The sequence below is a fragment of the Amycolatopsis sp. lyj-84 genome (assembly GCF_046549075.1).
Classification (GTDB): Bacteria; Actinomycetota; Actinomycetes; order Mycobacteriales; family Pseudonocardiaceae; genus Amycolatopsis.
The window spans coordinates 708,808-728,711 of sequence record NZ_JAJPWO010000001.1 but is presented as its reverse complement, the minus strand read 5'-3'; the positions used below and the strand labels follow the sequence as shown (position 1 = coordinate 728,711).

Below are 19,904 nucleotides of genomic sequence, written 5' to 3'. Positions count from 1 at the left end.
GGAGGGTGGTCGGCCGGACAGCCGGCCGACCACCCGATCCCTCAGTCCGCGACCCAGCTGCCGTGGAAGCCCAGCGGTACCGGCCTCGGCAGGTGGATGCGGGCCAACGGCTTCGCGGTGAAGTCCTGCGCCGAGAGGATCACCAGGTCCGAGGCGTTGCGGTCGGGGTTGTTCACGTAGGCCAGGGCGTAACCGTCGTCTTCGGACTTGCCGCGCGACGACGGGACGAACACCGCCTCGCTCGCGTCGGCGCCCCGGCCGAAGCGGTGCACCTCGGACCGCCCGCTGAACAAGTCGTGCTTGATCAGCGCGTTGCCGAAGGTGTCGGCCGGCTTGTCGAGGTAGACGTCGAACAACTCGCCGGGGGAGGCCGAGTAGCCGTACCGGTGCCGTCGTGACACCAGGCTTTCGTTGACTCGCGGGAACTCCTGCGGCCGGTCGTCGAGGACGCGGCGCCGCACCCGTCCCTGTGCCAGGTCGATCGTCCAGCGCTCCAGCACCGGCGGGCCCGACGCCGACGGACCACCGAAGCCCTGCTTGCCCGCCACCTCGAACGGCGCCGGCATCGTCGTCAGGTCGACCACCACCGTGGAGCCCTGCTCGTAGGCGTTGAGCGTATGCGAATAGAACACCGGATCCACGCCGAACCAGCGAACCGGGCCGCCGTCGCGTTTCATCACCCCGACCCTGGCCGGATGATGCGTGTTCCACTTGTAGGGCACGATCTTGCCGGGCTGCGGGTCGAAGGTGACCGGCACGTCGAAGACGACCACATAGTTCTTCGTGAGCCCGAAGTCGTGCATCATCGGACTGTCGGTGACCGGGATCCGGGTCGTCCGCACCACGCGGCCGGTCCGGTCGACCATCAGATGCCGCACGTGGTCCCAGGTCGGGTGGTAGGTCACCGCGTGCAGTTCGTCGGCGAGGGCGTCGAACTTGGTGTGCGCGGTGTAGGAACCCTCCAGTGAGCCGCTGAAATCGAACGGGCCCAACGTGTTCAGCTCGCCGTCGAGTTCGTACGGCGGGGCGCCGGACTCCTGCAGGGTGAGGATGCGGCCGTGGTGGCTGATCACGTGCGTGTTCGGCGCGAAGTCCTGCTCGGGCACGGGCCACGGGTACCGCTCGCCGAGTTTCGCCGCGACACCGGAAGAACGCACCCAGCGGTTGCGATACCACTCGGCCTTCCCGTCGCGCAGCCGGACGCCGTGCACCATCCCCTCGCCCAGCATCCAGTGATGAGCGCGCGGGTCTTCGAGCCCGAGGACGTTCGGGCCAGTGCGCAGGTACCGCCCGCAGAGGTCTTTCGGGATGCGCCCGGTGACCGGCAGGCCGAACGCGGTCACTTCCTCCTTGACCGGCGCGAAGGCCCCCTCGACGAACGGGTAGCGAGCCTTCGCCGGACTTTGCGCGGCGAAGGCGGATCCGCTGTTCCCGTAGGTCGCGGCCACCCCGCCGATCGCCAGTGCCGCCGCTCCCCGGAGCACGTTCCGCCTGTTCGGTTCGTTCATGGTCGATCCCCCACAATCGGAAGTAAACTGTGTATGCCATGAACAGTGTATGCCTTTACCTGTCTTGGGTGCAACAATGCCCCGATGGACGACGACAAGATCGAGTTGCTGCCGCCGGGCACCGCGCCGGCGTGGGGGTACACCCCGGCGCCCCGGCGCGGACCGAAACCGGGCTACAGCCTCGAGCAGATCGTCGACGCGGCCATCGCGCAGGCCGACGCGGAGGGTTACGCGGCCCTGTCCATGCCGTCGATCGCCAAGCGCCTCGGCATCACCGCGAACGCGCTCTACCGGTACCTGAGCTCCAAGGAAGAGCTGCTCGTCCTCGTCGCCGAATCGGCGTGGGGGCCGCCGCCGGAGTCGTCGGACGACGACTGGCGGGGCGCGGTCACCGCCTGGGCCCGCGCGCTCCTCGAACGCTGCCGTCGTCACCCGTGGCTGATCGACCTTCCGGTGCGCAACGCGCCGACCACGCCGAACCTGCTGGGCTGGCTGGAGAACTTCCTGGAAGCGATGGCGGACACGGGCTTGAGCACCCGCGACGTGATGGGCTGCGTGGTGCTCGTCGACGGCTGGGTGCGCAGCACCGCGGCGCTGGTGCGTGACGTCAACGCGAGCGCGCCCGACCGGACCCTGGCGCTGACCGAGTTCCTCGCGCCGCGCCTGCGGGAGCGGGGCTACCCGCGCGTCGCCGCGGTGATCTCCGGTGAGGCCTACGGCGAAGACGGCATCGACGACGGCGACGTCGAATTCGGCCTCGGCCGCATCCTGGACGGCATCGAGGCGCTGATCGTCAGCCGGTGAACAACCGGTCGAGCCGGTAGTCGACGAGTTCCGCGGCCTGTGCCGTGTCGTAGGCGCCGACCAGGATGCCGGTGACGAGCCCGGCGGACATCGTCGCGAGGGTGGAAGCTTCCAGGCGGGGGTCGGCGTCGGCTGAGATGGCACCCTTCGCCTGCGCCTTCCCGAGTAGATCCGCGAGCGCGCGGATCAAGTGGGGCAGCAGCGGTTCCTGGTCGGGATCCTGACTTCCGCGGGTGACGTCGACGGCGAAGTAGGCGATCTGCACGGCGGCCAGTATGCGGCCGCGCTCGCCTTCGGGGAGGACTCCGGTGAGGTAGGCGCGCACGATGGCGCGTTCGCCGCCGGTCTCCATGGCCTTGCCGATCGTCTTCCCGGCGATCTCGCCGGTCAGTTCGACGATCCGCTGCCAAGCGAACCGCAGCATCTCCTCCTTGGTCGGGAAGTAGTACTGGACCAGGTTCATCGAGATGCCCGCCTCCGCGGCGACCGCACGCAGTGTGACCGCCTGCAGGCCTTGGGCGGCGGCGATCCGGAAGAGCGCCTCCGCGATCTCGCGCCTGCGCTCTTGGTGGTCGACACGTTTCGGCACGCGATCACTCTGCCATGTCGTCGAGAGGTGGCCGGAGCGGCCACGGACTGTTATGGTGCAAGTGCACCATAAAAACTTCGAGGAGGCACGATGCTGGGGGAGTTCACTGACAAGAAGGCGGAAGAGCGCTTCTTCGCCACCTACGACGCGATCCTGCGGAAGTGGCCGGTTCCCGCCGAGGAACTGGACGTCGAGACGAGATTCGGCCCGACCCGCGTTCGGTCTTGCGGTCCCGAAGACGGCCCGCCGGTCGTCCTGCTTCCCGGCGGGATGGGAACGTCGTTGTCCTGGTATCCGCATGTCGCGGAACTCGCCGTGCGGCACCGGATCCACGCCGTCGACACGATCGGAGAGCCGGGGCGGTCGATCCAGACCGCGCCGATCGAGTCCACAGAGGACTGCGCGGGCTGGCTCGCCGAGGTCGTCGACGGGGTGCTCGCGGGAACCGGCCACGACAAGGTCTATCTCGCCGGAGTGTCGCGAGGTGGCTGGCTCGCTTTGAATCTCGCGTCCCGGACGACCGACCGGATCGCCGGCGTCGTCACCTTCGAAGCCTCGGGATTCGGCGTGATCGGCCGGAGCTTCATCTGGTGGAGCTTGCGTGAGATCTTCCGCTGGTTCCTGCCGAAATGGCTGCTCCGGCTGGTGGCGTCCGGGGATCCGGACGTGCGGCACACCATGCGACCCCTGCTTTTCGCTGCTCTGAAGTACAAGCAGCACCTCCCCGAGATGCACCTGTTCGGCGACGACGAGCTGTACGCCATCGACGTACCCACCCGGATCGTCGTCGCCGAACGCAGTGTCATCCACGATGCCCGCGCGGTGGCGGCCCGGCTCGAATCCTTGAGCCCGCACCTCCGCGTCGAGGTCGTGCCCAAGACCACCCACGGACTGTCCCTCGAGAAACCCGGACTCGTCACCGCCCGGATCCTCGAGGCCGCACCGGTCAGTTCCGGGGCGTGACGTCCGGCCATGACGGGGAGCGTCCCAGCAGTGCGACGATCGTGTCCAAATCGGACGGTCCCGAGCCGTCGACGGCCGGGCCGAAGGCGGCGCCCGGTGCCTTCCGGTTCTGCCCGTTCGGAATCGACTCGGCGAACTTCAGTCCGGCGTCGAGCACCTCCTGCTGGAACTCGATCGGGAGGCCGAGGGTCTTGGCCACGTCCCAGGAGTGCACCAGGTAGTCCACGAAATGGAAGCCCAGTGCCTGCTCCGCGGTGAAGGTGATTTCGGTGGAGAACTCGGGAAGCGCGAACTTGCGGGCGTCGAGGTCGTGGGGCACGAAGGCGTTCAGGACCCGCTTGACCGAGTCGCGGTAGGTGGCGATGGGGTCTTCGCCCAGCGGGACCAGGCGCCAGTAGTCGAGGTGGCTCTCGCCGTCGGCCGAGGCGGCGAAGCCGTAGTGCTGGGTCGCCATGTGCGCGAGGAGGCCGTGCAGGGTCCAGGCGGTGCAGGGGGTCGGTTTTTCCAGGTCGCTGGGGGTGATCTGGGAGACGAGGTCGAGGCTCGCCCGGACCACGATGGCGTCGAGGATGCGGAGTTCATCGATAGGCATACGCACATCATCTACATGTGCGTACGAGTTCGTCAACCGGTTTCGCGAGTCCGGTCGGTATGGTCTGCGCATGGCGGAGCAGAGGAGGCCGGATCTCGCGGCGATGCTCGGCGGGCTGATGCGACGGCTGATGACCGCCGAGACGCCGGTGCTGGCCGAGCACGGGTTGACGATGTGGGGCTACGTGGTGCTCAGCGCCCTCGACGACGGGCCCGTCCGCACGCAGGCCGCGCTCGCCAAGGCGATCGGCGCGGACAAGACCCGGATCATCGGCACCCTCGACACCCTCCAGGAAGGCGGCCTGATCACCCGCGAGCCCGACCCGAAGGATCGCCGGGTCCGGCTGCTGGGGATCACCGAAGACGGCCGCGCCGCGCGAAGGTCGGCCCAGTCGCGGATCCAGGAGCAGGAGGAGCGGCTCCTCGACCAGCTCCCCGCCGCCGACCGCAAGGCGTTCCTCCGCGCCGCGCTCGCGCTTTCCGAAGCGCGATGGCCGTGACCCGGGGGCCTACGCCAGGACCTCGGTGACCATCCCCGCCGGGTAACCGGACGGCGTCCGGTGCCACCACGCGCTGAAAGCCTGGGCAAGCCGCCGCGGCACCTCGATCTGCGCCCCGCCGTCGTGGAAGTCGATCGTCACCAGCACGGCTTCGATTTCCGTGTCACCCCAGGGGATTCGCCGGATCAGCTTGGCGTAGTCGGCGCTGGCGGACACGAACGTGACCACCTTGGTCGCTCCGATCCGGCGCGCTTCCCCGATGACGGCGTCTTCGAGTACACCGGACGGCCAGTCGCTGAGCTTCAGCTTCCGGTCGTAGTAGGAGATCGGCTCGTCGGCGCGCAGGATTCCGTAGCCACCGCTGAGGATCAGCGTCCGTCCGTGTTCGACGGCCTCGCCCAGCGCGCCGCCGACGTTCCGGTAGAAGTGCCCGTTGTAGCGGAGCCACGCGGGCCGCAGTCCGCCGCTGTCGACCTTGGACCTCGCCAGGACCTCGGCCCGCGCGCGAAGCATCTCCTCCGGCCAGACAGTGCCGGTTTCGGGCTCAGTACCGCCCCGGGTCTTGCCCTTCGAGCAGCCGAGGATCGTCAGCGCCTCGCGTGGATCAATCGTGTCCAGGACGGTTTTCACCGGGGAGACCGTATCAGCGGAACCAGGTCGAACCGCCGCCGTTCGGCGACGGGAGCATGCCGTGACTGGGCGGCCACAACGCCGCCGTCGGCACCTGTTTCAGCTGCGCGCGCAGGGAATGCACCGGCAGCGGCCGTTTCCGCGTGAGCATGGTCGTCGTCCGCGGGTGCAGGTCCACGAACGGGTACGTGGCGTGGAGCGCGCCGAGCCGCCGTTCGAGCCGCAGGCTGCGTTCGGTCAGGTCGGCCGACCCCAGCGCGGGCTGGACGAGCAGGAACTCGCCGCTGCCCAGCCGGACGGCCTGGTCGAGCGGGCGCAGGTCCTCGCGGATCAGATCCGCGATGTTCTGCTCGGTGTGCATCCTGACCCGGTCGCCATGGCGCCGCCCGACCTCGGTGAGGTCGTCGACGGTGATGAGGATCAGGCCGAGCGGGACGGTGTCGGTCGACGCGCCCAGCCAGCCGGCGATCCCGGCCATGGTCGCGAGGCCGGTGTCGGGATCGGTCGCGAGGGCCGGTTCCTCCGGTTTCGGCGACGGCCGTCGCTCCAGCCGGGCGGCGAGGTGACGCAGAGCCGCTTCCGCGCGGTTCTCCACCGGCGCCGCCGCCGGGGTCGTCACGCTGTTCAGGACCTCGTCGATCTTGATCCGCGCGGTGGGCGGCAGCCGATCGCCGAGCGCGTCACGCAACCGGACGACTTCGGCGTAGGCCTCGTCGCGGCGGAAACCCCAGCGGCCTTGGAAACGGCGGGCCGCTTCGACGGACGTCGCCGAGGGGTCGACGTCGTCGAGGTCCTGGGCGACGACCGAGCCGCCGAAGGTCGGGGTGAGCACCGCGACCGACCATTCGCGGGCGAGGTTCTCGTCGGCGCGCAGCAGTACCGGGGTCACGCCGTGCGGCAGGTCCGGGCGGCCGGAATCGACCATGCCGACGACGGTCACGGCCGCGCGCCGGGCGATCCTGGCGTAGACCTCGCGTTCCCGCTCGAAGTACGGCAGGCGCTGGAAGAGCGCGAGGACGACCATGTTCTCGTCGGTGCCTTCGGCGAGCGCGGCCCGTTCGACGGCGTGGGAAGCGATCACCAGCGCGCGTTTCGACAGCACGCCCGCGCGCGCTTCTCCGTCGGTCATCGAATGCATCGCTTCCGTGTGGGGACGAGCACATCAGGCTAGAAGAGCGGGCGGCGTCCGCCTAGCTACACGATGGTGTGACCCTCGCTGACCGGACGCTGATCGGCCCCGGGCATGCTGGAGGGAACCAGACCGCGGAAGGGAGACCATGTCGCCACTCGTCGTGCACGGCCTGTGGTCCCGTGGCCGCGGAATCGTGCTGTGGGGTGAACACGGAGACCGCCCGGCGACCACGTCGATGCGGCCGTCGAGCGCCGCGCGGCCGCATCCGTTCGCCGCGTCGGTCGCGGATCTGACCGAGCTGCACCCCGGGAAACCGGCGTCGGCCGTCCTGCTGCTGCCGTCACGGCGTGGCGGCCCGGTCGCCTCGCCCGAGCTGGGCGCCCGCGGCCGTCCACAGCAAGAACTGTCGCTGGAGCCGTGGTCGGTCCCGGCGCTCCTGATCGACCCGTCCGAGCTGGGAGACCTGGCGGACACCGTCAGCTACGGCACCTCGGTCCGCCACCTGCGCGCCGTCGTCCGGCTGGCCGACGACCTGGTGCGCCGCGGCCGCGTGCTGCCCACGCTCGTGCGGAACGAGATCGTGGCGCGAGCCCGGTGGCGGCCGGTGGCCCGGGGCGGCGACGCCGTCACACTCCGGGCACTGATCGCGGCCACCCCGCCGGTCGGCCGGGCCGAACACACCCGGCCCGGCCCGGCGGCGCTGGTCACCGACGCGCTCCACACCCTGGTCGACGCCGCCGTCCGCGATCGTCTGGCAGCCGCGGGCCACGCCTCGGAGAGCGACGGACGCGAAGGGCCGTTCGGGTCGTGGCTGCACGCGCTGAAGAGCGCCGACGACCGGATCGGCCAGGCACCGGGACGGATGGGGATCGTCGCCGAGGGCATCGCGGCCTGGGACGCCGTCGGCGACACCGACCTCACCGAGGGCACCGTCTGCCTCCGGCTCGACGAGGTCCCCACGCTGCATGGCCCGGCGGACGATCCGGACGACCAGACCGGTGACGGAACCAAGTGGCAGTTGCACTTCCTCCTGCGCTCCGCCGCCGATCCCAGCCTCCTGCTCCCGGCCGAGGACGTCTGGTCCGGCGACGCGGGCGCGAAGTTCACCGACCCCGAAGGGCTTTTCGCCGCCGAACTGGAACGAGCGGCGGGAGTGCTGCCGCTGCTCGATCCGGCGATCCGGGTGGAGAAGCCGGGCATCTACGATCTCACCGTCGCCGAAACCGTGGAGTTCCTCGACGGTGGCGCGGAACAGCTGGTCGCGGCCGGTTTCGACGTCCAGCTCCCGGCGAGCTGGGGCGGCAGGCGGAAGCTCGCGCTCAAGCTGTCCGTCCGCGGGGCGCCCGTCGACCAGGCCGCCGTGCACCGGCTCGGCCGCCACCAGCTCGCCTCCTACCGCTGGGCGCTCGCCGTCGGGGAAGACGCGCTGACCGACGAGGAACTGGCCGGGCTCGCCGCCGCGAAGTCGTCACTGGTGCGGCTGCGCGGCCGCTGGGTGAGCGTGGACCCCGAACTGCTGCGCGCCGGTCTCGAGTACCTGCGCCGCGACCCGGATCGCGAGAAACCGCCGCTGCCCACCCCGGCGGACCTGCTGGCCCTGCTCCGCGGAGGCTTCGAAGCGCCGCTGCCGGTCACCGAGGTCACGACCGACGGCTGGATCGACGACTTCCTCACCGGGCGTGTCCAGCGCACCCTCGAGCCGGTCGAGCCGCCGCCGACGTTCCTGGCGACGCTGCGGCCGTACCAGAGCCGGGGCGTCGCCTGGCTCGCCTTCATGACGTCGATCGGGCTCGGTGCCTGCCTCGCCGACGACATGGGGCTCGGCAAGACGGTCCAGCTTCTCGCGCTCGAAGCGATCGAACGGGCACAGGACGACAACACCGGGCCGACGCTGCTCGTCTGCCCGATGTCGTTGCTCGGGACGTGGCAACGCGAAGCGGCCAGATTCGCGCCGGAACTGCGCGTCCACCTTCACCACGGCGCCGATCGTGAGCACGGGGCGCGGCTGGCGGCGCGGATCGAGGGCGCGGACCTCGTCGTCACCACCTACTCGACCGCCGCCCGCGACGCCGACGAACTCGCGGGCACCCGGTGGCACCGGCTCGTCCTCGACGAGGCGCAGGCGGTCAAGAACCAGAACACCGGACCGGCCCAGGCCTTGCGCCGGATCCCCGCCGGCCACCGGGTCGCGCTGACCGGGACGCCGGTGGAGAACCGGCTCGCCGATCTGTGGTCGCTCTCGGATCTGCTCAACCCCGGCGTCCTCGGTGGCAGGCAAGAGTTCCGTGAGCGGTTCGAAGTGGCGATCGAACGCCGGGGCGATCTCGCCGCGGCCACCGAGCTGCGCCGGCTGACCCGGCCGTTCCTGTTGCGGCGCCTCAAAACCGACCCCACCGTACTCGCCGACCTGCCCGAGAAGATCGAGATCCTCCAGGAGTACCGCCTCACCCGCGAACAGGTGACGCTGTATCGCGCGACCGTGGACGAGATGATGACCAAGATCGCCGACAGCGCCGGGGTCAAACGGCGCGGCAACATCCTCGCGGCGATCACGAAACTCAAGCAGATCTGCAACCACCCCGCGCATCTGCTGCACGACGGTTCGCCGATCGGAAGCCGGTCCGGCAAGGTCAACCGGCTCGAAGAACTCCTCGCGGAGATCCTGGAGTCGGGCGACCGCGTGCTCTGCTTCACGCAGTTCGCCGAGTTCGGTCACCTGCTGGTGCCGCATCTTTCGCACCGGCTGAACGCGAAGATCGCCTTTCTGCACGGCGGGTTGTCGCAGCGCCGCCGCGACTCGATCGTCGAGCATTTCCAGTCGGGCGAAGGCCCGCCGATCCTGCTCGCGTCGCTGAAGACCGGGGGAGCGGGGCTGACGCTCACCGCGGCCACCCACGTCCTGCATCTCGACCGGTGGTGGAATCCTGCGGTCGAGGAGCAGGCCACCGACCGGGCCTTCCGCATCGGCCAGCGACGGAGTGTCCAGGTCCGGAAGTTCGTCTGCCCCGGCACCATCGAGGAACGGATCGACGCCGTCATCACGAAGAAGGAAGCGCTGGCGGGTCTCGTCGTCACCGACGGGGAGGACTGGCTCACGGAGCTGTCCACCGCTTCGCTGCGCGAGGTCTTCGCGCTGGGACGGGAGGCGGCCGATGACTGAAGGATTCCGCCGGGCGTTCGAAGAACTCGGCGTCCACAAAGGACTCGTGCCGCCCTGCCGGGTCGACACGCTGACGATCGGCCCCGGCGCCGCCATCGCCCAGGTGCGGGTGACACGGCAACGGTTCTACGAGGTCCGCGTCGGCCTGCCGACGTTCGGCAAGCAGGTGTGGACGGCGGTCATCGCCGCCGTGGTCGCGGACGAGGCCACGACCACGGCCCTGCTCGACGGGCGGGTCCCGGACGACATCGACCGCTTCTTCGCCGCGGAGCAGGTACCGCTGTTCCCCGAAGCGGCGTGGGAACTGTCGCTGGACTGCACGTGCCCGGGCACCCGCGTCCCGTGCGACCACCTCGTCGCCGGACTGATCGCGCTCGCGGACGAAACGGACCCGTTCGCGATCTTCGCGCTCCGCGGACGGGACCGCACGGCGCTGCTCGAAGAGATCGGACGGCAGGCGGGCGCCCGGGTCACGGCGCCGTCGGCGGAAACCGAGACGGCCGCCCTCGACGAGGTGATGGACGACTTCTTCGGCTGGGGCCCGGCCGGGGACGTCACGAACACGCGACGACCCCCGGCCGGGGATCCGTTGGGGCTGCTCGACGAGGTCCCGCCGCTCAAGGCCACGGTGGACGGCACCTCGGTCACCGCCCTGCTGCGACCGCTCTACCGGGTGCTCACCGGTCAGGAGTGAAGGAACTTCGGCTCGCGCTTTTCGGTGAACGCGGCCATACCCTCCTTCTGGTCCTGGGTGGCGAAGGTGCCGTGGAACAGGCGCCGTTCGAACCGGAGCCCGTCGGCGAGACCGGTCTCGAAGGCCTGGTTGACGGCCTCCTTGACCATCATGGCCGCGGGGCGGGACATGCTCGCGACCTTCGCCGCGACCGCGAGGGCCTCGTCGAGCAGGTTCTCCGCCGGGACGACACGGGAGACGAGTCCCGACCGCTCCGCTTCGGCCGCGTCGATCATGCGGCCGGTGAGGCACAGGTCCATCGCCTTGGCCTTGCCGATCGCGCGGGTGAGCCGCTGCGAGCCGCCCATGCCGGGGATGACGCCGAGGGTGATCTCCGGCTGGCCGAACTTGGCGTTGTCCGCCGCGATCAGGACGTCGCACATCATGGCGAGTTCGCAACCGCCGCCGAGCGCGTAGCCGGAGACTGCGGCGATCAGCGGGACGCGCACGCGGGACAGCGCGTCCCAGCCGGCGAACCAGTCGGCCGCGTAGACGTCGCTGAACGACTGCGGCTGCATCTCCTTGATGTCCGCGCCCGCCGCGAAGGCCTTGGCGGAACCGGTGAGGACGATGGCGCCGACGTCGGGATCCTGGCCGAGTTCGCCCGCCGCCCCGGTGATCTCCCGCATCGCTCGCAGGTTCAGCGCGTTGAGGGCCTTGGGGCGGTTGAGGGTGATCAGGGCGACGCGGTCGCCCGCCCGCTCGACGGTGATGGTCTCGTACTCGCTCATGCGGTGGTTTCCTTGCCGAGAAGGCCGTCGCGGACGGCGGTGATGATGGCGGAGAAGTCCCGGCCGGGACCGTCCCGTTCGACGAACGCCGCGTAGAGTTCCGCGGCCCTCGTGCCGAGCAGGGTGGCGACGTCGTTGTCCCGGGCGGCGGATTCGGCCAGCCTCAGGTCTTTCAGCATCAGGCCGCTGGCGAATCCGCCGCTGTAGTCACGGTTGGCGGGGCTGGCCGGGACAGGGCCGGGCACCGGGCAGTTGGTGGTCAGCGCCCAGCATTGGCCGGACGCGGTCGAGGCGACGTCGAACAGCGCCTGGTGGGTGAGGCCGAGTTCTTCGCCGAGTGCGAACGCCTCGGAGACGGCGATCATCGAGACGCCGAGGATCATGTTGTTGCAGATCTTCGCCGCCTGACCGGCGCCCGACGCTCCACAGTGGATCGCCCTGGCACCCATGACGCCGAGCAGGGGCCCGGCCGCGGCGAACGCCTCCGGATCGCCGCCGACCATGAACGTCAGCGTTCCGGCCTCCGCGCCGACCACGCCGCCCGAAACCGGCGCGTCGACCGCCCGGTGCCCCGCCTCCAGGACCAGTTCGGCCGCCTGACGGGCGTCGGCGACGTCGATGGTGGAGCAGTCGACGAACATCGTGCCGGGCCGCGCGGACGGCAGGATCTCCCGATAGCAGTCGAGGACGTGCTTGCCACTCGGCAGCATCGTGATGACGACGTCGGCCCGCGCGACGGCCGCGCTCGCGGTGTCGAACCTGGCCACGCCTCCGGAGCGGGCGGCGGGAGCCGGGTCGTAGCCGTGGACGGTCTCACCGGACTCGACCAGGTTGGCGGCCATCGGGCCGCCCATGTTGCCGAGACCGAGGAAGGCGATCGTCATCGGGCCACCCCGTTCCACTCCGCGTCGCCGAGATCGGCGAAGTAGGCATCGACGAGCTTGTCCGCCACCTCGGGCAAGGTGGCAGGCGACCACTTCGGCGAGCGGTCCTTGTCGATGATCTGGGCCCGGATGCCCTCGACGAACTCGGCCGAGGAGAGCGCGTGGGTCGAGATCCGGAACTCCTGCGCCAGCACGGCCTCCAGATCGGGCAGCGCCGCGGCGCTGCGGAGCGCGCGCAGGGTCACCTTCAGCGCGGTGGGGGACTTCGCCTCGATCTCCTTGGCGGCGGTGGCCGCCGCGTCACCTCCGGCGTGGAGCCGGGTGAGGATCTCCTCGACGGTGTCGGCCGCGTAGCACTGGTCGATCCAGTCCGCGTCCTTGGCCAGCACACTCGGCGGCGCGGCCTCGGCGAACAGCTCCAGCGCGTTGTCCGGAGTGCGCGACGCGAGCGCGTCGAGAAGGTCCGGAACCCGTTCGCTCGACACGAAGTGGTCGGCGAGTCCACAGTGGATCGCGTCGGGGCCGGAGATCGACCCGGCGGTGAGCGCGACATGCGTGCCGAGTTCACCGGGGGCGCGGGACAGCAGGTACGTGCCGCCGACGTCCGGGACGAAGCCGATGCCGGTTTCGGGCATGCCGATCCGGGATCGTTCGGTGACGATCCGGTGGCTGCCGTGCGCGGAGACCCCGACCCCGCCGCCCATGACGAGACCGTCCATGAGCGCCAGGTACGGCTTCGGGTACCGCGAGATGAGGGCGTTGAGCCGGTACTCGTCGGCCCAGAAGCGCAGGGACGCGGTGCCACCGGTGCGGGCGTCGTCGTAGATCGCGCGGATGTCGCCGCCCGCGCAGAGCCCGCGGTCGCCGGCGCCGTCGATCAGCACCGCGCGGACCGCCGGATCGGAACGCCACGCTTCGAGGCGCTCGAGCATGGCGAGGACCATGTCGTGGTTCAGCGAGTTCAGCGCACGCGGCCGGTTCAGCGTGATCCGGCCGATTCCACTGTGGACGAGGAAGTGGACGTCGTTCACGAAGCCTCCTGCAGCATCCGGCGCGAGATGATCACGCGCATGATTTCGTTGGTCCCTTCGAGGATCTGGTGCACCCGCAGGTCGCGGACGATCTTCTCCAGCCCGTATTCGGCGAGGTAGCCGTAGCCTCCGTGCAGTTGCAGCGCCTGGTTGGCCACCTCGAACCCGGTGTCGGTGCAGAACCGCTTGGCCATCGCCGAAAGCTGGGTGGCGGTGTCCTCGCCCTGGTCGAGCGCGTCCGCCGCCCGCCACAACAAGGTCCTCGCGGCTTCGAGATCGGTCCGCATGTCGGCCAGCCGGAACTGCAATGCCTGCTTCTCGGACAGCTTCTCGCCGAACGCTGAGCGCTCCGACAGATGCCGGACGGCCATGCCGAGCGCGGCTTCGGCGCCGCCGAGGGAGCAGGCCGAGATATTGAGCCTGCCACCGTCCAAAGCGGACATGGCGACCCGGAACCCGTTGCCCTCGCCGCCGAGCAGCGCGGACGCCGGGACGCGGGCGTCCTCGAAGATGACCTGCCTGGTGGGCTGGGCGTTCCAGCCCATCTTGATCTCGTTGGGGCCGAAGGAGACCCCGGGCGTGTCCCGGTCGACGATGAACGCCGAGATGCCCCGGGCGCCGGGACCGCCGGTGCGGGCGAGCACGACGTGGACGTCCGAAGTGCCCGCGCCGGAGATGAACTGCTTGACGCCGTCGAGCACGTAGTGGTCGCCGTCGCGGCGGGCACGGGTGGAGAGCGCCGCCGCGTCGGAACCCGCGTCCGGCTCGGTGAGGCAGTAGCTGCCGAACGCGTCCATCGTGGACATGCGCGGGAGGTACCGGTGCCGCTGGGCGTCGTCGCCGAACTTGTCGATCATGGTCGCGACCATGTTGTGGATCGAGATGTAGGCGGCCAGCGACGGGCAGCCGCCGGCGAGCGCCTCGAACACGAGGACGCCGTCGAGCCGTCCGAGCGCGGAGCCGCCGAGGTCTTCGGGCAGGTAGATGCCGCCCATGCCCAGCTGGGCGGCCTTGCGGAGGACGTCGACCGGGAAGTGTTTGGCCTGGTCCCATTCGATCGCGTGCGGGGCGAGGTGTTCCGCCGCGAACTCCGCGGCGGTCTCACGCAGGGCCCGCTGTTCGTCCGTCAGTCTCATCGTGGCCTCAGCTCATCGTCGGGATGACGAAGCTGGCGCCTTCCTTGGTGCCCGAAGGCCAGCGCGAGGTGACCGTCTTGGTCTTGGTGTAGAACCGGATCGAGTCCGGTCCGTGCTGGTTGAGATCGCCGAAACCGGAGCGCTTCCAGCCGCCGAAGGTGTGGTAGGCGATCGGGACCGGGATGGGCACGTTGACCCCGACCATGCCGGTGTTCACCCGCGAGGTGAAGTCGCGGGCGGTGTCGCCGTCGCGGGTGAAGATCGCGACGCCGTTGCCGTACTCGTGCTCGCTGGGCAGCCGCAGCGCTTCCTCGTAGTCGGCCGCGCGCACGATCGACAGCACCGGGCCGAAGATCTCCTCGCGGTAGATCCGCATGTCGCTGGTGACGTGGTCGAACAGGCAGCCGCCGAGGAAGAAGCCGTTCTCGTGACCGTCCACAGTGGTCTCGCGGCCGTCGACCAGCAGTTTCGCGCCCTCGGCGAGGCCGACGTCGATGTAGTCGCGGACGCGCTGGACGGCTTCGGCGGTGACCAGCGGCCCGAAGTCGGCCGTCTCGTCGAGCGAAGCACCGATCTTCAGCGTCTTGACGCGTTCGGTCAGCCGGGCGGCCAGCGCGTCTGCGGTGGCTTCACCGACCGGGACGGCCACGGAGATCGCCATGCAGCGTTCACCCGCGGAGCCGTACCCGGCGCCGATCAGCGCGTCGACGACCTGGTCGAGGTCGGCGTCCGGCATCACGATCATGTGGTTCTTGGCGCCGCCGAAGCACTGCGCGCGCTTCCCGTGCGCGGCCGCGGTCGTGTAGATGTACTCGGCGATCGACGACGAGCCGACGAAGCCGACGGCCTCGACGCGGGGGTCGGTGAGCAGCGCGTCGACGGCTTCCTTGTCACCGTTGACCACGTTGAACACGCCCGGCGGCAAGCCTGCTTCGAGGAAGAGTTCGGCCAGCCGCAGCGGGACCGACGGGTCGCGTTCGGACGGCTTGAGCACGAAGGAGTTGCCGCAGGCGATCGCCGGGGCGGCCTTCCACAACGGGATCATCGCGGGGAAGTTGAACGGCGTGATGCCGGCGACCACGCCGAGGGGCTGCCGCATCGAGTAGACGTCGATGCCGGTGCCCGCGCTGTCGCTGTACTCGCCCTTGAGCAGGTGCGGGATACCGATGGCGAACTCGACCACTTCGAGGCCACGCTGGATGTCGCCGCGCGCGTCGGGAACGGTCTTGCCGTGTTCGGACGAGAGCAGGCGGGCGAGGGAGTCCTCTTCCGCGCGGACGAGGTCGACGAACTTCATCAGCACGCGGGCCCGCTTCTGCGGGTTCCAGCGGGCCCATTCGAGCTGGGCCTGCGCCGCGTCGGCGACGACGGCGGCGACCTCAGTGGCCGAAGCGAGCGGGACGCGGGCCTGAACGGCGCCGGTGCTGGGGTCGAAGACGTCGGCGAACCGGCCGGACGTACCCGATACCGGCTTACCGCCGACGAAGTGGCTGAGTTCGGTGCTCATGGAAGCCCTTTCCGAAAGTACGCAGGACGAAGCCGCCCGAAGACCACGATCGGCGGCCGGGCAGGGGAGTACGGACGACTTACCGCCGGGGTGGTGGCGGGTCGGCGACTTTCGCGCAGGCAGGAAGAATCCGCATGCGTTCAGCTCCATCCTCGTGGACGAACACGACACGTCTGCGGCCGGTATCCTGGCTCCCGGATCCGCGGCGGCTCCGGCCTTCCCGGCTCGCGCCAGTGGCCTTCTCTGCGGGAGCGCCGCTCCCCGGTCACAGTGGCGGGACCGCACCGGATTTTCACCGGCTTCCCTGCACCGCAGACCTGTGGACACCATAAAGTAGGAAGTCCGACTATGTCGAGGACAAGGGTGTGGCGTACGCCTCAGGTACGCGATGGGTCTCGTGAGTGGTAGGGGCGGTATCCCCCGCCCGGCTGCCGGCCGTGGCCTTCACGGTGGCCGGGATCAGTGGCTTCGGTCGTGAGTGGCGATTCGGGTTCTAAGCCGAATCGCCACTCACGACCACCTCGCCTCACACGGTCTGAACCTTCAGCTCCGGCCAGGAACGGGGTCACCCGGGGACAGCGGTGTTGCGAAAGCCACTTTCCCAACCTTCACCGTTGCGAAAGTGGCTTTGCCAACGCCCACCCTGCGAACGAAAGACGGCACGAGCACGCAAGGTTGCCCTTCTCCTCGATAAACCGCCACTCACGAGAGTGGCGGGTAGGGCAGCAGGCTGGACGAATGTTCGTCGACCCGCATCGGTTTCCCGATCGCGGGGAAGGCGCGCTGCGGGCACGCGGGCCGTTCGCAGACCTTGCACCCCATTCCGATCGGGGTGACGGCCGCGCCGGTGCCGAGCGCCAGCCCGTCGGAGTACACGAGCCGCCGCGCGTGCCGGAGTTCGCAGCCGAGCCCGATCGCGAACGTCTTGCCGGGATCGCCGTGCCCGCCCGCCGCGCGGGAAACGGTACGGGCCAGCCAGAAGTACTTCTTTCCGTCCGGGAGTTCGGCGACCTGCGTGAGGATCCGTCCCGGTGAGCTGAACGCCTCGTAGACGATCCACAGTGGACACGAGCCGCCGACGCGGGAAAAGTGGAACCCGGTGGCGGACTGACGTTTCGAGATGTTGCCCGCACGGTCGACCCGTACGAAGGAGAACGGCACGCCGCGGGTGCCCGGTCGCTGCAAAGTGGACAGCCGATGGCAGATCGTCTCGAAGCCGACGCCGAAGTGGTCGGACAGGCGCGTGATGTCGTAGCGGTAGCGTTCCGCCGCGCCGAGGAAAACGCGATACGGCAGCACGAGCGCGCCCGCGTAGTAGTTGGCCAGACCGATCCGCGCGAGCCGCCGGGCGGTGTCGCCGCTGAACTTCCCGTCGTCGACGAGCCGGTCGATCACGTCGCCTGCCTCCAGCAGCGCCAGCTCGGACGCGAGCCGGAACGCGGCCTGACCGGGGCGCAGCGCGGGGGAGAGGCGCAGCGTCTTCTCGCGCGTGTCGAAGTGGTGCTGATCGGCGCCGAGGGATTCGGAGACCACCTTGACGCCGTGACGGTCCAGCAGTCCGGCGGCCAGTCCACTGCGGACTTCACCGGGGTGGAGACGCAACTCGGCGGCCAGCTTCTCCGCGGGAGCGTCCAGTTCCGTGACGTGGTTGCGGCGCAGATAGAACCAGTCCCGGATCTCCTCGTGCGGCTGCTGCGCGGTCGACCGGTCGAGTCCCTGCTCGGTCACCAGCGTGGCGATGTTCTCCACGGCTTCGCGGTAGCGACGGTGCAGCGCGACGAGCGTCCGCGCAACCTCGGGCAGCGTGGTGGTCAGCGCGTCGACCTCGCCCGCGGAGATCGCGCCGCTGACGGTGTTGTCGCCGAACACCTCGCGGACGTCGGCGACCAGCCGGGCGGTGTCGCGGGCGGCGAAGAACTCCGTGTCCACGCCGAAGGTCTCGGTGAGCTTCAGCAGGACCGGCATGGTCAGGGGCCTGCCGTTGTGTTCGAGCTGGTTGACGTAACTCGGCGAGATCTCCAGCAGTCTGGCCAGTTCGGACTGCGTCATGGACCGGCCTTCGCGCAGCTGGCGCAGCCGGGCACCCGCGTACATCTTCTCCACAAATCGACTGTAACAAGCTTTACAAGCGGTTCGCGAACGTTCACAACAGAATGTCCCCTGTGGACGACGAACCGCCCGAACACGCGCGCTACGAACGCCATCGGCTCGCCTTGGCGGCGGTGACCGAGCACGACGAGGCCGCTTTGGTGGGCGCCGTGCTCGACGATCCCGACCGCGTGATGGCGGAAGCGGCGATCGCCGGGCACATCGATGCCAGGGCCGCCGCGCTGCACCCTCTGCCGTCGTATCCGGCCTGGTCGGAGACGATCGCGGAGCTGATCGAAGATCGCCCGTTCCTGGTGCGCAGGCTGGGGGAGTGGACGCTGTTCCGCGCGATCGCGCTCGGCGACCCGTGGCAGGCGGAAGACCTGACCGAAGCCACGGATTGGCTGCAGCGCAAGGTTTCCGACAGCTCCGCCTCGGCGGAAGCGCTGGCCGTCCTCGCCGAGCGCGGCCGGACCAAGCGGGTCCGGAACGCGGCCGCGAGGAAGGTCAGCTCACGACGTCGATGACCGCGCGGCGCAAGGTCGCGCGCACGGTTTCGGCGTCGTCGAGGCTTCCGCCGTGCAGCGCGCCGTCGCGAAGGAGGACGAGTGCGCGGGCGGCGTGCTCGGGGTCGGCATGACCCGCGTCGCGCGCCAGGTCGCGAAGCACGCCGAAGAACCAGTCCCGGTGGTCGTCGATGACCTGGCGGACCTGGTGCGCGGGATCGGGGTACTCGGCGGCCGCGTTGAGGAACTGGCAGCCGCGGAAGTCGTCGTCGAGCGTCCGGTCGCCGACGATGCCCAGTGCGGCGAGCAACGCTTCGCGGGCGGGTTTGCCGCGCGTCACCGCGCCGACGCCCGCGCGGATCTGCTCGCTCGTGGCGCTCAGGTACGCGGCGACGAGGTCGTCCTTGGTGGGGTAGTGGCGATAGAAGGTCGCCCGGGTGACGGCCGCCTCGGAGACCAGGCGCTCCACCCCGACGGCGTGGATGCCCTCGGCGTAGAACAGGCGTGAAGCGGTCTCGAGCAGCCTGACCTTCGGATGAACGTCCCGGTCGACAGTCGGCATGGCCCCACCTTAGAGAAAGAACGGTCATTCCACCAGGTCGCCTTCGTCACGTTGCGGAAGGCATCCGCGGCGAGCATGGTTCATGGAGAAAGACCGATCATTCTCCCTAGCTCTGAAGGAGCCACCATGAGCAACCAGAAGCCCACCGTCGTCCTGGTCCACGGTGCTTTCGCCGACTCGTCCAGCTGGAACGGCGTCGTCCCGAAGCTGCGCGAGCAGGGCTACCGGGTGCTGGCGGCGTCGAACCCGCTGCGCGGGATCGAGTCCGACGCGGAGTACGTCGCCGACGTGGTCAACGGCGTGGATGGCCCCGTCGTGCTGGCCGGGCACTCCTACGGCGGCGTCGTGATCAGCCGTGCGGCCGCTGCCGCATCGAACGTGAAGGCGCTCGTCTACATCGCCGCCTTCCAGCCGGACGCGGGGGAGAGCGTGTTCGAGCTGTCCGGCCGGTTCGAGGGAAGCAAGCTCGGCCCGGACACCACGAACGTCCTCGCCTCGCAGGGTGAGCTCTCGATCAAGCTCGAGAGCTTCTCGGACGTGTTCGCGGCCGACGTCCCCGCGGAGACCGCCGACGTCATGGCGGTCACCCAGCGTCCGGTCACCGAGCGCGCGCTCGCCACGCCGTTCGACGGCGAGCCGGCGTGGAAGAACGTGCCGTCCTGGGCGTTGATCGCCGAGCAGGACCACGCGATCCCCGCCGCCGCGCAGGCGTTCATGTCCGAGCGCGCCGGTTCGGAGGTCACCCGGGTCGAGGCCTCGCACGCCGTCTCGGTGTCACGGCCGGACGTCGTCGCGGAGGTCATCCTCGCGGCGGCCGCCAAGGTCGCCTGACCTCGGCCGCTTGACAGG

The 19,904-nt window shown here is 69.8% G+C and carries 19 protein-coding genes and 1 riboswitch; of the genes, 7 read left to right on the top strand and 12 right to left on the bottom strand.

Going from position 1 to position 19,904, the window contains the following annotated elements:
* Nucleotides 1–41: 41 nt before the first annotated feature.
* Nucleotides 42–1,508, bottom strand: a complete 1,467-nt coding sequence (locus ACLJRM_RS03665) for a carotenoid oxygenase family protein (protein WP_101608344.1) — start codon at nucleotides 1,506–1,508, stop codon at nucleotides 42–44.
* A gap of 84 nt (nucleotides 1,509–1,592) precedes the next feature.
* Between ACLJRM_RS03665 and ACLJRM_RS03660 the strand changes: the two genes are divergently transcribed.
* Entirely contained in the window at nucleotides 1,593–2,312 is a 720-nt protein-coding gene (locus ACLJRM_RS03660; RefSeq protein WP_410662254.1) for a TetR/AcrR family transcriptional regulator, read from the top strand.
* On the opposite strand, the gene ACLJRM_RS03655 is transcribed toward ACLJRM_RS03660, so the two are convergent.
* Complete coding sequence (locus ACLJRM_RS03655) at nucleotides 2,302–2,901, bottom strand: TetR/AcrR family transcriptional regulator (protein ID WP_410662253.1); 600 nt, start codon at nucleotides 2,899–2,901, stop codon at nucleotides 2,302–2,304. The two genes, ACLJRM_RS03660 and ACLJRM_RS03655, sit on opposite strands and share 11 nt — an antisense overlap.
* A 90-nt stretch (nucleotides 2,902–2,991) precedes the next feature.
* Between ACLJRM_RS03655 and ACLJRM_RS03650 the strand changes: the two genes are divergently transcribed.
* Nucleotides 2,992–3,864: an alpha/beta fold hydrolase gene (locus tag ACLJRM_RS03650; protein ID WP_410662252.1), complete on the top strand. Its 873-nt coding sequence runs from the start codon at nucleotides 2,992–2,994 to the stop codon at nucleotides 3,862–3,864.
* On the opposite strand, the gene ACLJRM_RS03645 is transcribed toward ACLJRM_RS03650, so the two are convergent.
* Complete coding sequence (locus ACLJRM_RS03645) at nucleotides 3,848–4,456, bottom strand: TIGR03086 family metal-binding protein (protein WP_101608340.1); 609 nt, start codon at nucleotides 4,454–4,456, stop codon at nucleotides 3,848–3,850. The two genes, ACLJRM_RS03650 and ACLJRM_RS03645, sit on opposite strands and share 17 nt — an antisense overlap.
* Before the next feature lie 70 nt (nucleotides 4,457–4,526).
* Between ACLJRM_RS03645 and ACLJRM_RS03640 the strand changes: the two genes are divergently transcribed.
* Nucleotides 4,527–4,955 carry a MarR family winged helix-turn-helix transcriptional regulator gene (locus ACLJRM_RS03640; RefSeq protein WP_410662251.1) on the top strand — a complete coding sequence of 143 codons (429 nt, stop codon included), beginning with the start codon at nucleotides 4,527–4,529 and terminating at the stop codon, nucleotides 4,953–4,955.
* Nucleotides 4,956–4,964: 9 nt separating this feature from the next.
* Here the strand turns inward: ACLJRM_RS03640 and ACLJRM_RS03635 are convergent, their stop codons facing one another.
* Both ACLJRM_RS03635 and ACLJRM_RS03630 read right to left on the bottom strand, forming a co-directional pair.
* Nucleotides 4,965–5,585 (bottom strand): hypothetical protein, encoded by a 621-nt coding sequence (locus tag ACLJRM_RS03635; RefSeq protein WP_410662250.1) that lies wholly within the window; start codon nucleotides 5,583–5,585, stop codon nucleotides 4,965–4,967.
* A 13-nt stretch (nucleotides 5,586–5,598) separates the two neighbouring features.
* The gene (locus ACLJRM_RS03630) at nucleotides 5,599–6,714 is read right to left on the bottom strand and encodes a DICT sensory domain-containing protein (RefSeq protein WP_410662249.1); all 1,116 of its coding nucleotides are present in this window, start codon (nucleotides 6,712–6,714) and stop codon (nucleotides 5,599–5,601) included.
* A 148-nt stretch (nucleotides 6,715–6,862) separates the two neighbouring features.
* On the opposite strand from ACLJRM_RS03630, the gene ACLJRM_RS03625 reads away from it, so the two are divergent.
* Complete coding sequence (locus ACLJRM_RS03625; protein ID WP_410662248.1) at nucleotides 6,863–9,877, top strand: DEAD/DEAH box helicase; 3,015 nt, start codon at nucleotides 6,863–6,865, stop codon at nucleotides 9,875–9,877.
* Nucleotides 9,870–10,571, top strand: coding sequence for a hypothetical protein (locus tag ACLJRM_RS03620; protein WP_410662247.1), 702 nt, complete (start codon nucleotides 9,870–9,872; stop codon nucleotides 10,569–10,571). The genes ACLJRM_RS03625 and ACLJRM_RS03620 overlap by 8 nt, the downstream gene beginning before the upstream one ends.
* Here the strand turns inward: ACLJRM_RS03620 and ACLJRM_RS03615 are convergent.
* The 6 genes from ACLJRM_RS03615 to ACLJRM_RS03590 form a co-directional block, all read right to left on the bottom strand.
* A complete protein-coding gene (locus ACLJRM_RS03615; RefSeq protein WP_410662246.1) occupies nucleotides 10,562–11,341 on the bottom strand; it encodes an enoyl-CoA hydratase in 780 nt (259 codons plus the stop codon). The genes ACLJRM_RS03620 and ACLJRM_RS03615 overlap by 10 nt on opposite strands.
* The gene (mmsB, locus tag ACLJRM_RS03610) at nucleotides 11,338–12,225 is read right to left on the bottom strand and encodes a 3-hydroxyisobutyrate dehydrogenase (protein WP_410662245.1); all 888 of its coding nucleotides are present in this window, start codon (nucleotides 12,223–12,225) and stop codon (nucleotides 11,338–11,340) included. Before mmsB ends, ACLJRM_RS03615 begins: the two co-directional genes overlap by 4 nt.
* Complete coding sequence (locus tag ACLJRM_RS03605; protein WP_410662244.1) at nucleotides 12,222–13,256, bottom strand: enoyl-CoA hydratase/isomerase family protein; 1,035 nt, start codon at nucleotides 13,254–13,256, stop codon at nucleotides 12,222–12,224. Before ACLJRM_RS03605 ends, mmsB begins: the two co-directional genes overlap by 4 nt.
* Entirely contained in the window at nucleotides 13,253–14,392 is a 1,140-nt protein-coding gene (locus tag ACLJRM_RS03600; protein WP_410598588.1) for an acyl-CoA dehydrogenase family protein, read from the bottom strand. The genes ACLJRM_RS03605 and ACLJRM_RS03600 overlap by 4 nt, the downstream gene beginning before the upstream one ends.
* Nucleotides 14,393–14,399: 7 nt before the next feature.
* Nucleotides 14,400–15,899, bottom strand: a complete 1,500-nt coding sequence (locus tag ACLJRM_RS03595; RefSeq protein WP_101608331.1) for a CoA-acylating methylmalonate-semialdehyde dehydrogenase — start codon at nucleotides 15,897–15,899, stop codon at nucleotides 14,400–14,402.
* Between the two features lie 159 nt (nucleotides 15,900–16,058).
* Nucleotides 16,059–16,245, bottom strand: a riboswitch (cobalamin riboswitch).
* Nucleotides 16,246–16,601: 356 nt separating this feature from the next.
* Nucleotides 16,602–18,002, bottom strand: coding sequence for a short-chain fatty acyl-CoA regulator family protein (locus tag ACLJRM_RS03590; protein ID WP_101608330.1), 1,401 nt, complete (start codon nucleotides 18,000–18,002; stop codon nucleotides 16,602–16,604).
* A 59-nt stretch (nucleotides 18,003–18,061) separates the two neighbouring features.
* Here ACLJRM_RS03590 and ACLJRM_RS03585 point away from each other — a divergent pair, with 59 nt between their 5' ends.
* Nucleotides 18,062–18,514 (top strand): hypothetical protein, encoded by a 453-nt coding sequence (locus tag ACLJRM_RS03585; RefSeq protein WP_199192985.1) that lies wholly within the window; start codon nucleotides 18,062–18,064, stop codon nucleotides 18,512–18,514.
* Here ACLJRM_RS03585 and ACLJRM_RS03580 read toward each other — a convergent pair.
* The gene (locus ACLJRM_RS03580) at nucleotides 18,495–19,055 is read right to left on the bottom strand and encodes a TetR/AcrR family transcriptional regulator (RefSeq protein WP_101608317.1); all 561 of its coding nucleotides are present in this window, start codon (nucleotides 19,053–19,055) and stop codon (nucleotides 18,495–18,497) included. The genes ACLJRM_RS03585 and ACLJRM_RS03580 overlap by 20 nt on opposite strands.
* A gap of 126 nt (nucleotides 19,056–19,181) precedes the next feature.
* Between ACLJRM_RS03580 and ACLJRM_RS03575 the strand changes: the two genes are divergently transcribed.
* Complete coding sequence (locus tag ACLJRM_RS03575; protein ID WP_410662243.1) at nucleotides 19,182–19,886, top strand: alpha/beta fold hydrolase; 705 nt, start codon at nucleotides 19,182–19,184, stop codon at nucleotides 19,884–19,886.
* Nucleotides 19,887–19,904 lie beyond the last annotated feature (18 nt).

Bases quoted from the DNA above. Each gene is read 5' to 3' on its own strand.
- mmsB (WP_410662245.1), bottom strand. From the start codon at position 12,225: ATGACGATCGCCTTCCTCGGTCTCGGCAACATGGGCGGCCCGATGGCC.
- ACLJRM_RS03665 (WP_101608344.1), bottom strand. From the start codon at position 1,508: ATGAACGAACCGAACAGGCGGAACGTGCTCCGGGGAGCGGCGGCACTG.
- ACLJRM_RS03650 (WP_410662252.1), top strand. From the start codon at position 2,992: ATGCTGGGGGAGTTCACTGACAAGAAGGCGGAAGAGCGCTTCTTCGCC.
- ACLJRM_RS03660 (WP_410662254.1), top strand. From the start codon at position 1,593: ATGGACGACGACAAGATCGAGTTGCTGCCGCCGGGCACCGCGCCGGCG.
- ACLJRM_RS03645 (WP_101608340.1), bottom strand. From the start codon at position 4,456: ATGCCTATCGATGAACTCCGCATCCTCGACGCCATCGTGGTCCGGGCG.
- ACLJRM_RS03625 (WP_410662248.1), top strand. From the start codon at position 6,863: ATGTCGCCACTCGTCGTGCACGGCCTGTGGTCCCGTGGCCGCGGAATC.
- ACLJRM_RS03640 (WP_410662251.1), top strand. From the start codon at position 4,527: ATGGCGGAGCAGAGGAGGCCGGATCTCGCGGCGATGCTCGGCGGGCTG.
- ACLJRM_RS03600 (WP_410598588.1), bottom strand. From the start codon at position 14,392: ATGAGACTGACGGACGAACAGCGGGCCCTGCGTGAGACCGCCGCGGAG.
- ACLJRM_RS03620 (WP_410662247.1), top strand. From the start codon at position 9,870: ATGACTGAAGGATTCCGCCGGGCGTTCGAAGAACTCGGCGTCCACAAA.
- ACLJRM_RS03580 (WP_101608317.1), bottom strand. From the start codon at position 19,055: ATGCCGACTGTCGACCGGGACGTTCATCCGAAGGTCAGGCTGCTCGAG.
- ACLJRM_RS03615 (WP_410662246.1), bottom strand. From the start codon at position 11,341: ATGAGCGAGTACGAGACCATCACCGTCGAGCGGGCGGGCGACCGCGTC.
- ACLJRM_RS03595 (WP_101608331.1), bottom strand. From the start codon at position 15,899: ATGAGCACCGAACTCAGCCACTTCGTCGGCGGTAAGCCGGTATCGGGT.
- ACLJRM_RS03575 (WP_410662243.1), top strand. From the start codon at position 19,182: ATGAGCAACCAGAAGCCCACCGTCGTCCTGGTCCACGGTGCTTTCGCC.
- ACLJRM_RS03630 (WP_410662249.1), bottom strand. From the start codon at position 6,714: ATGACCGACGGAGAAGCGCGCGCGGGCGTGCTGTCGAAACGCGCGCTG.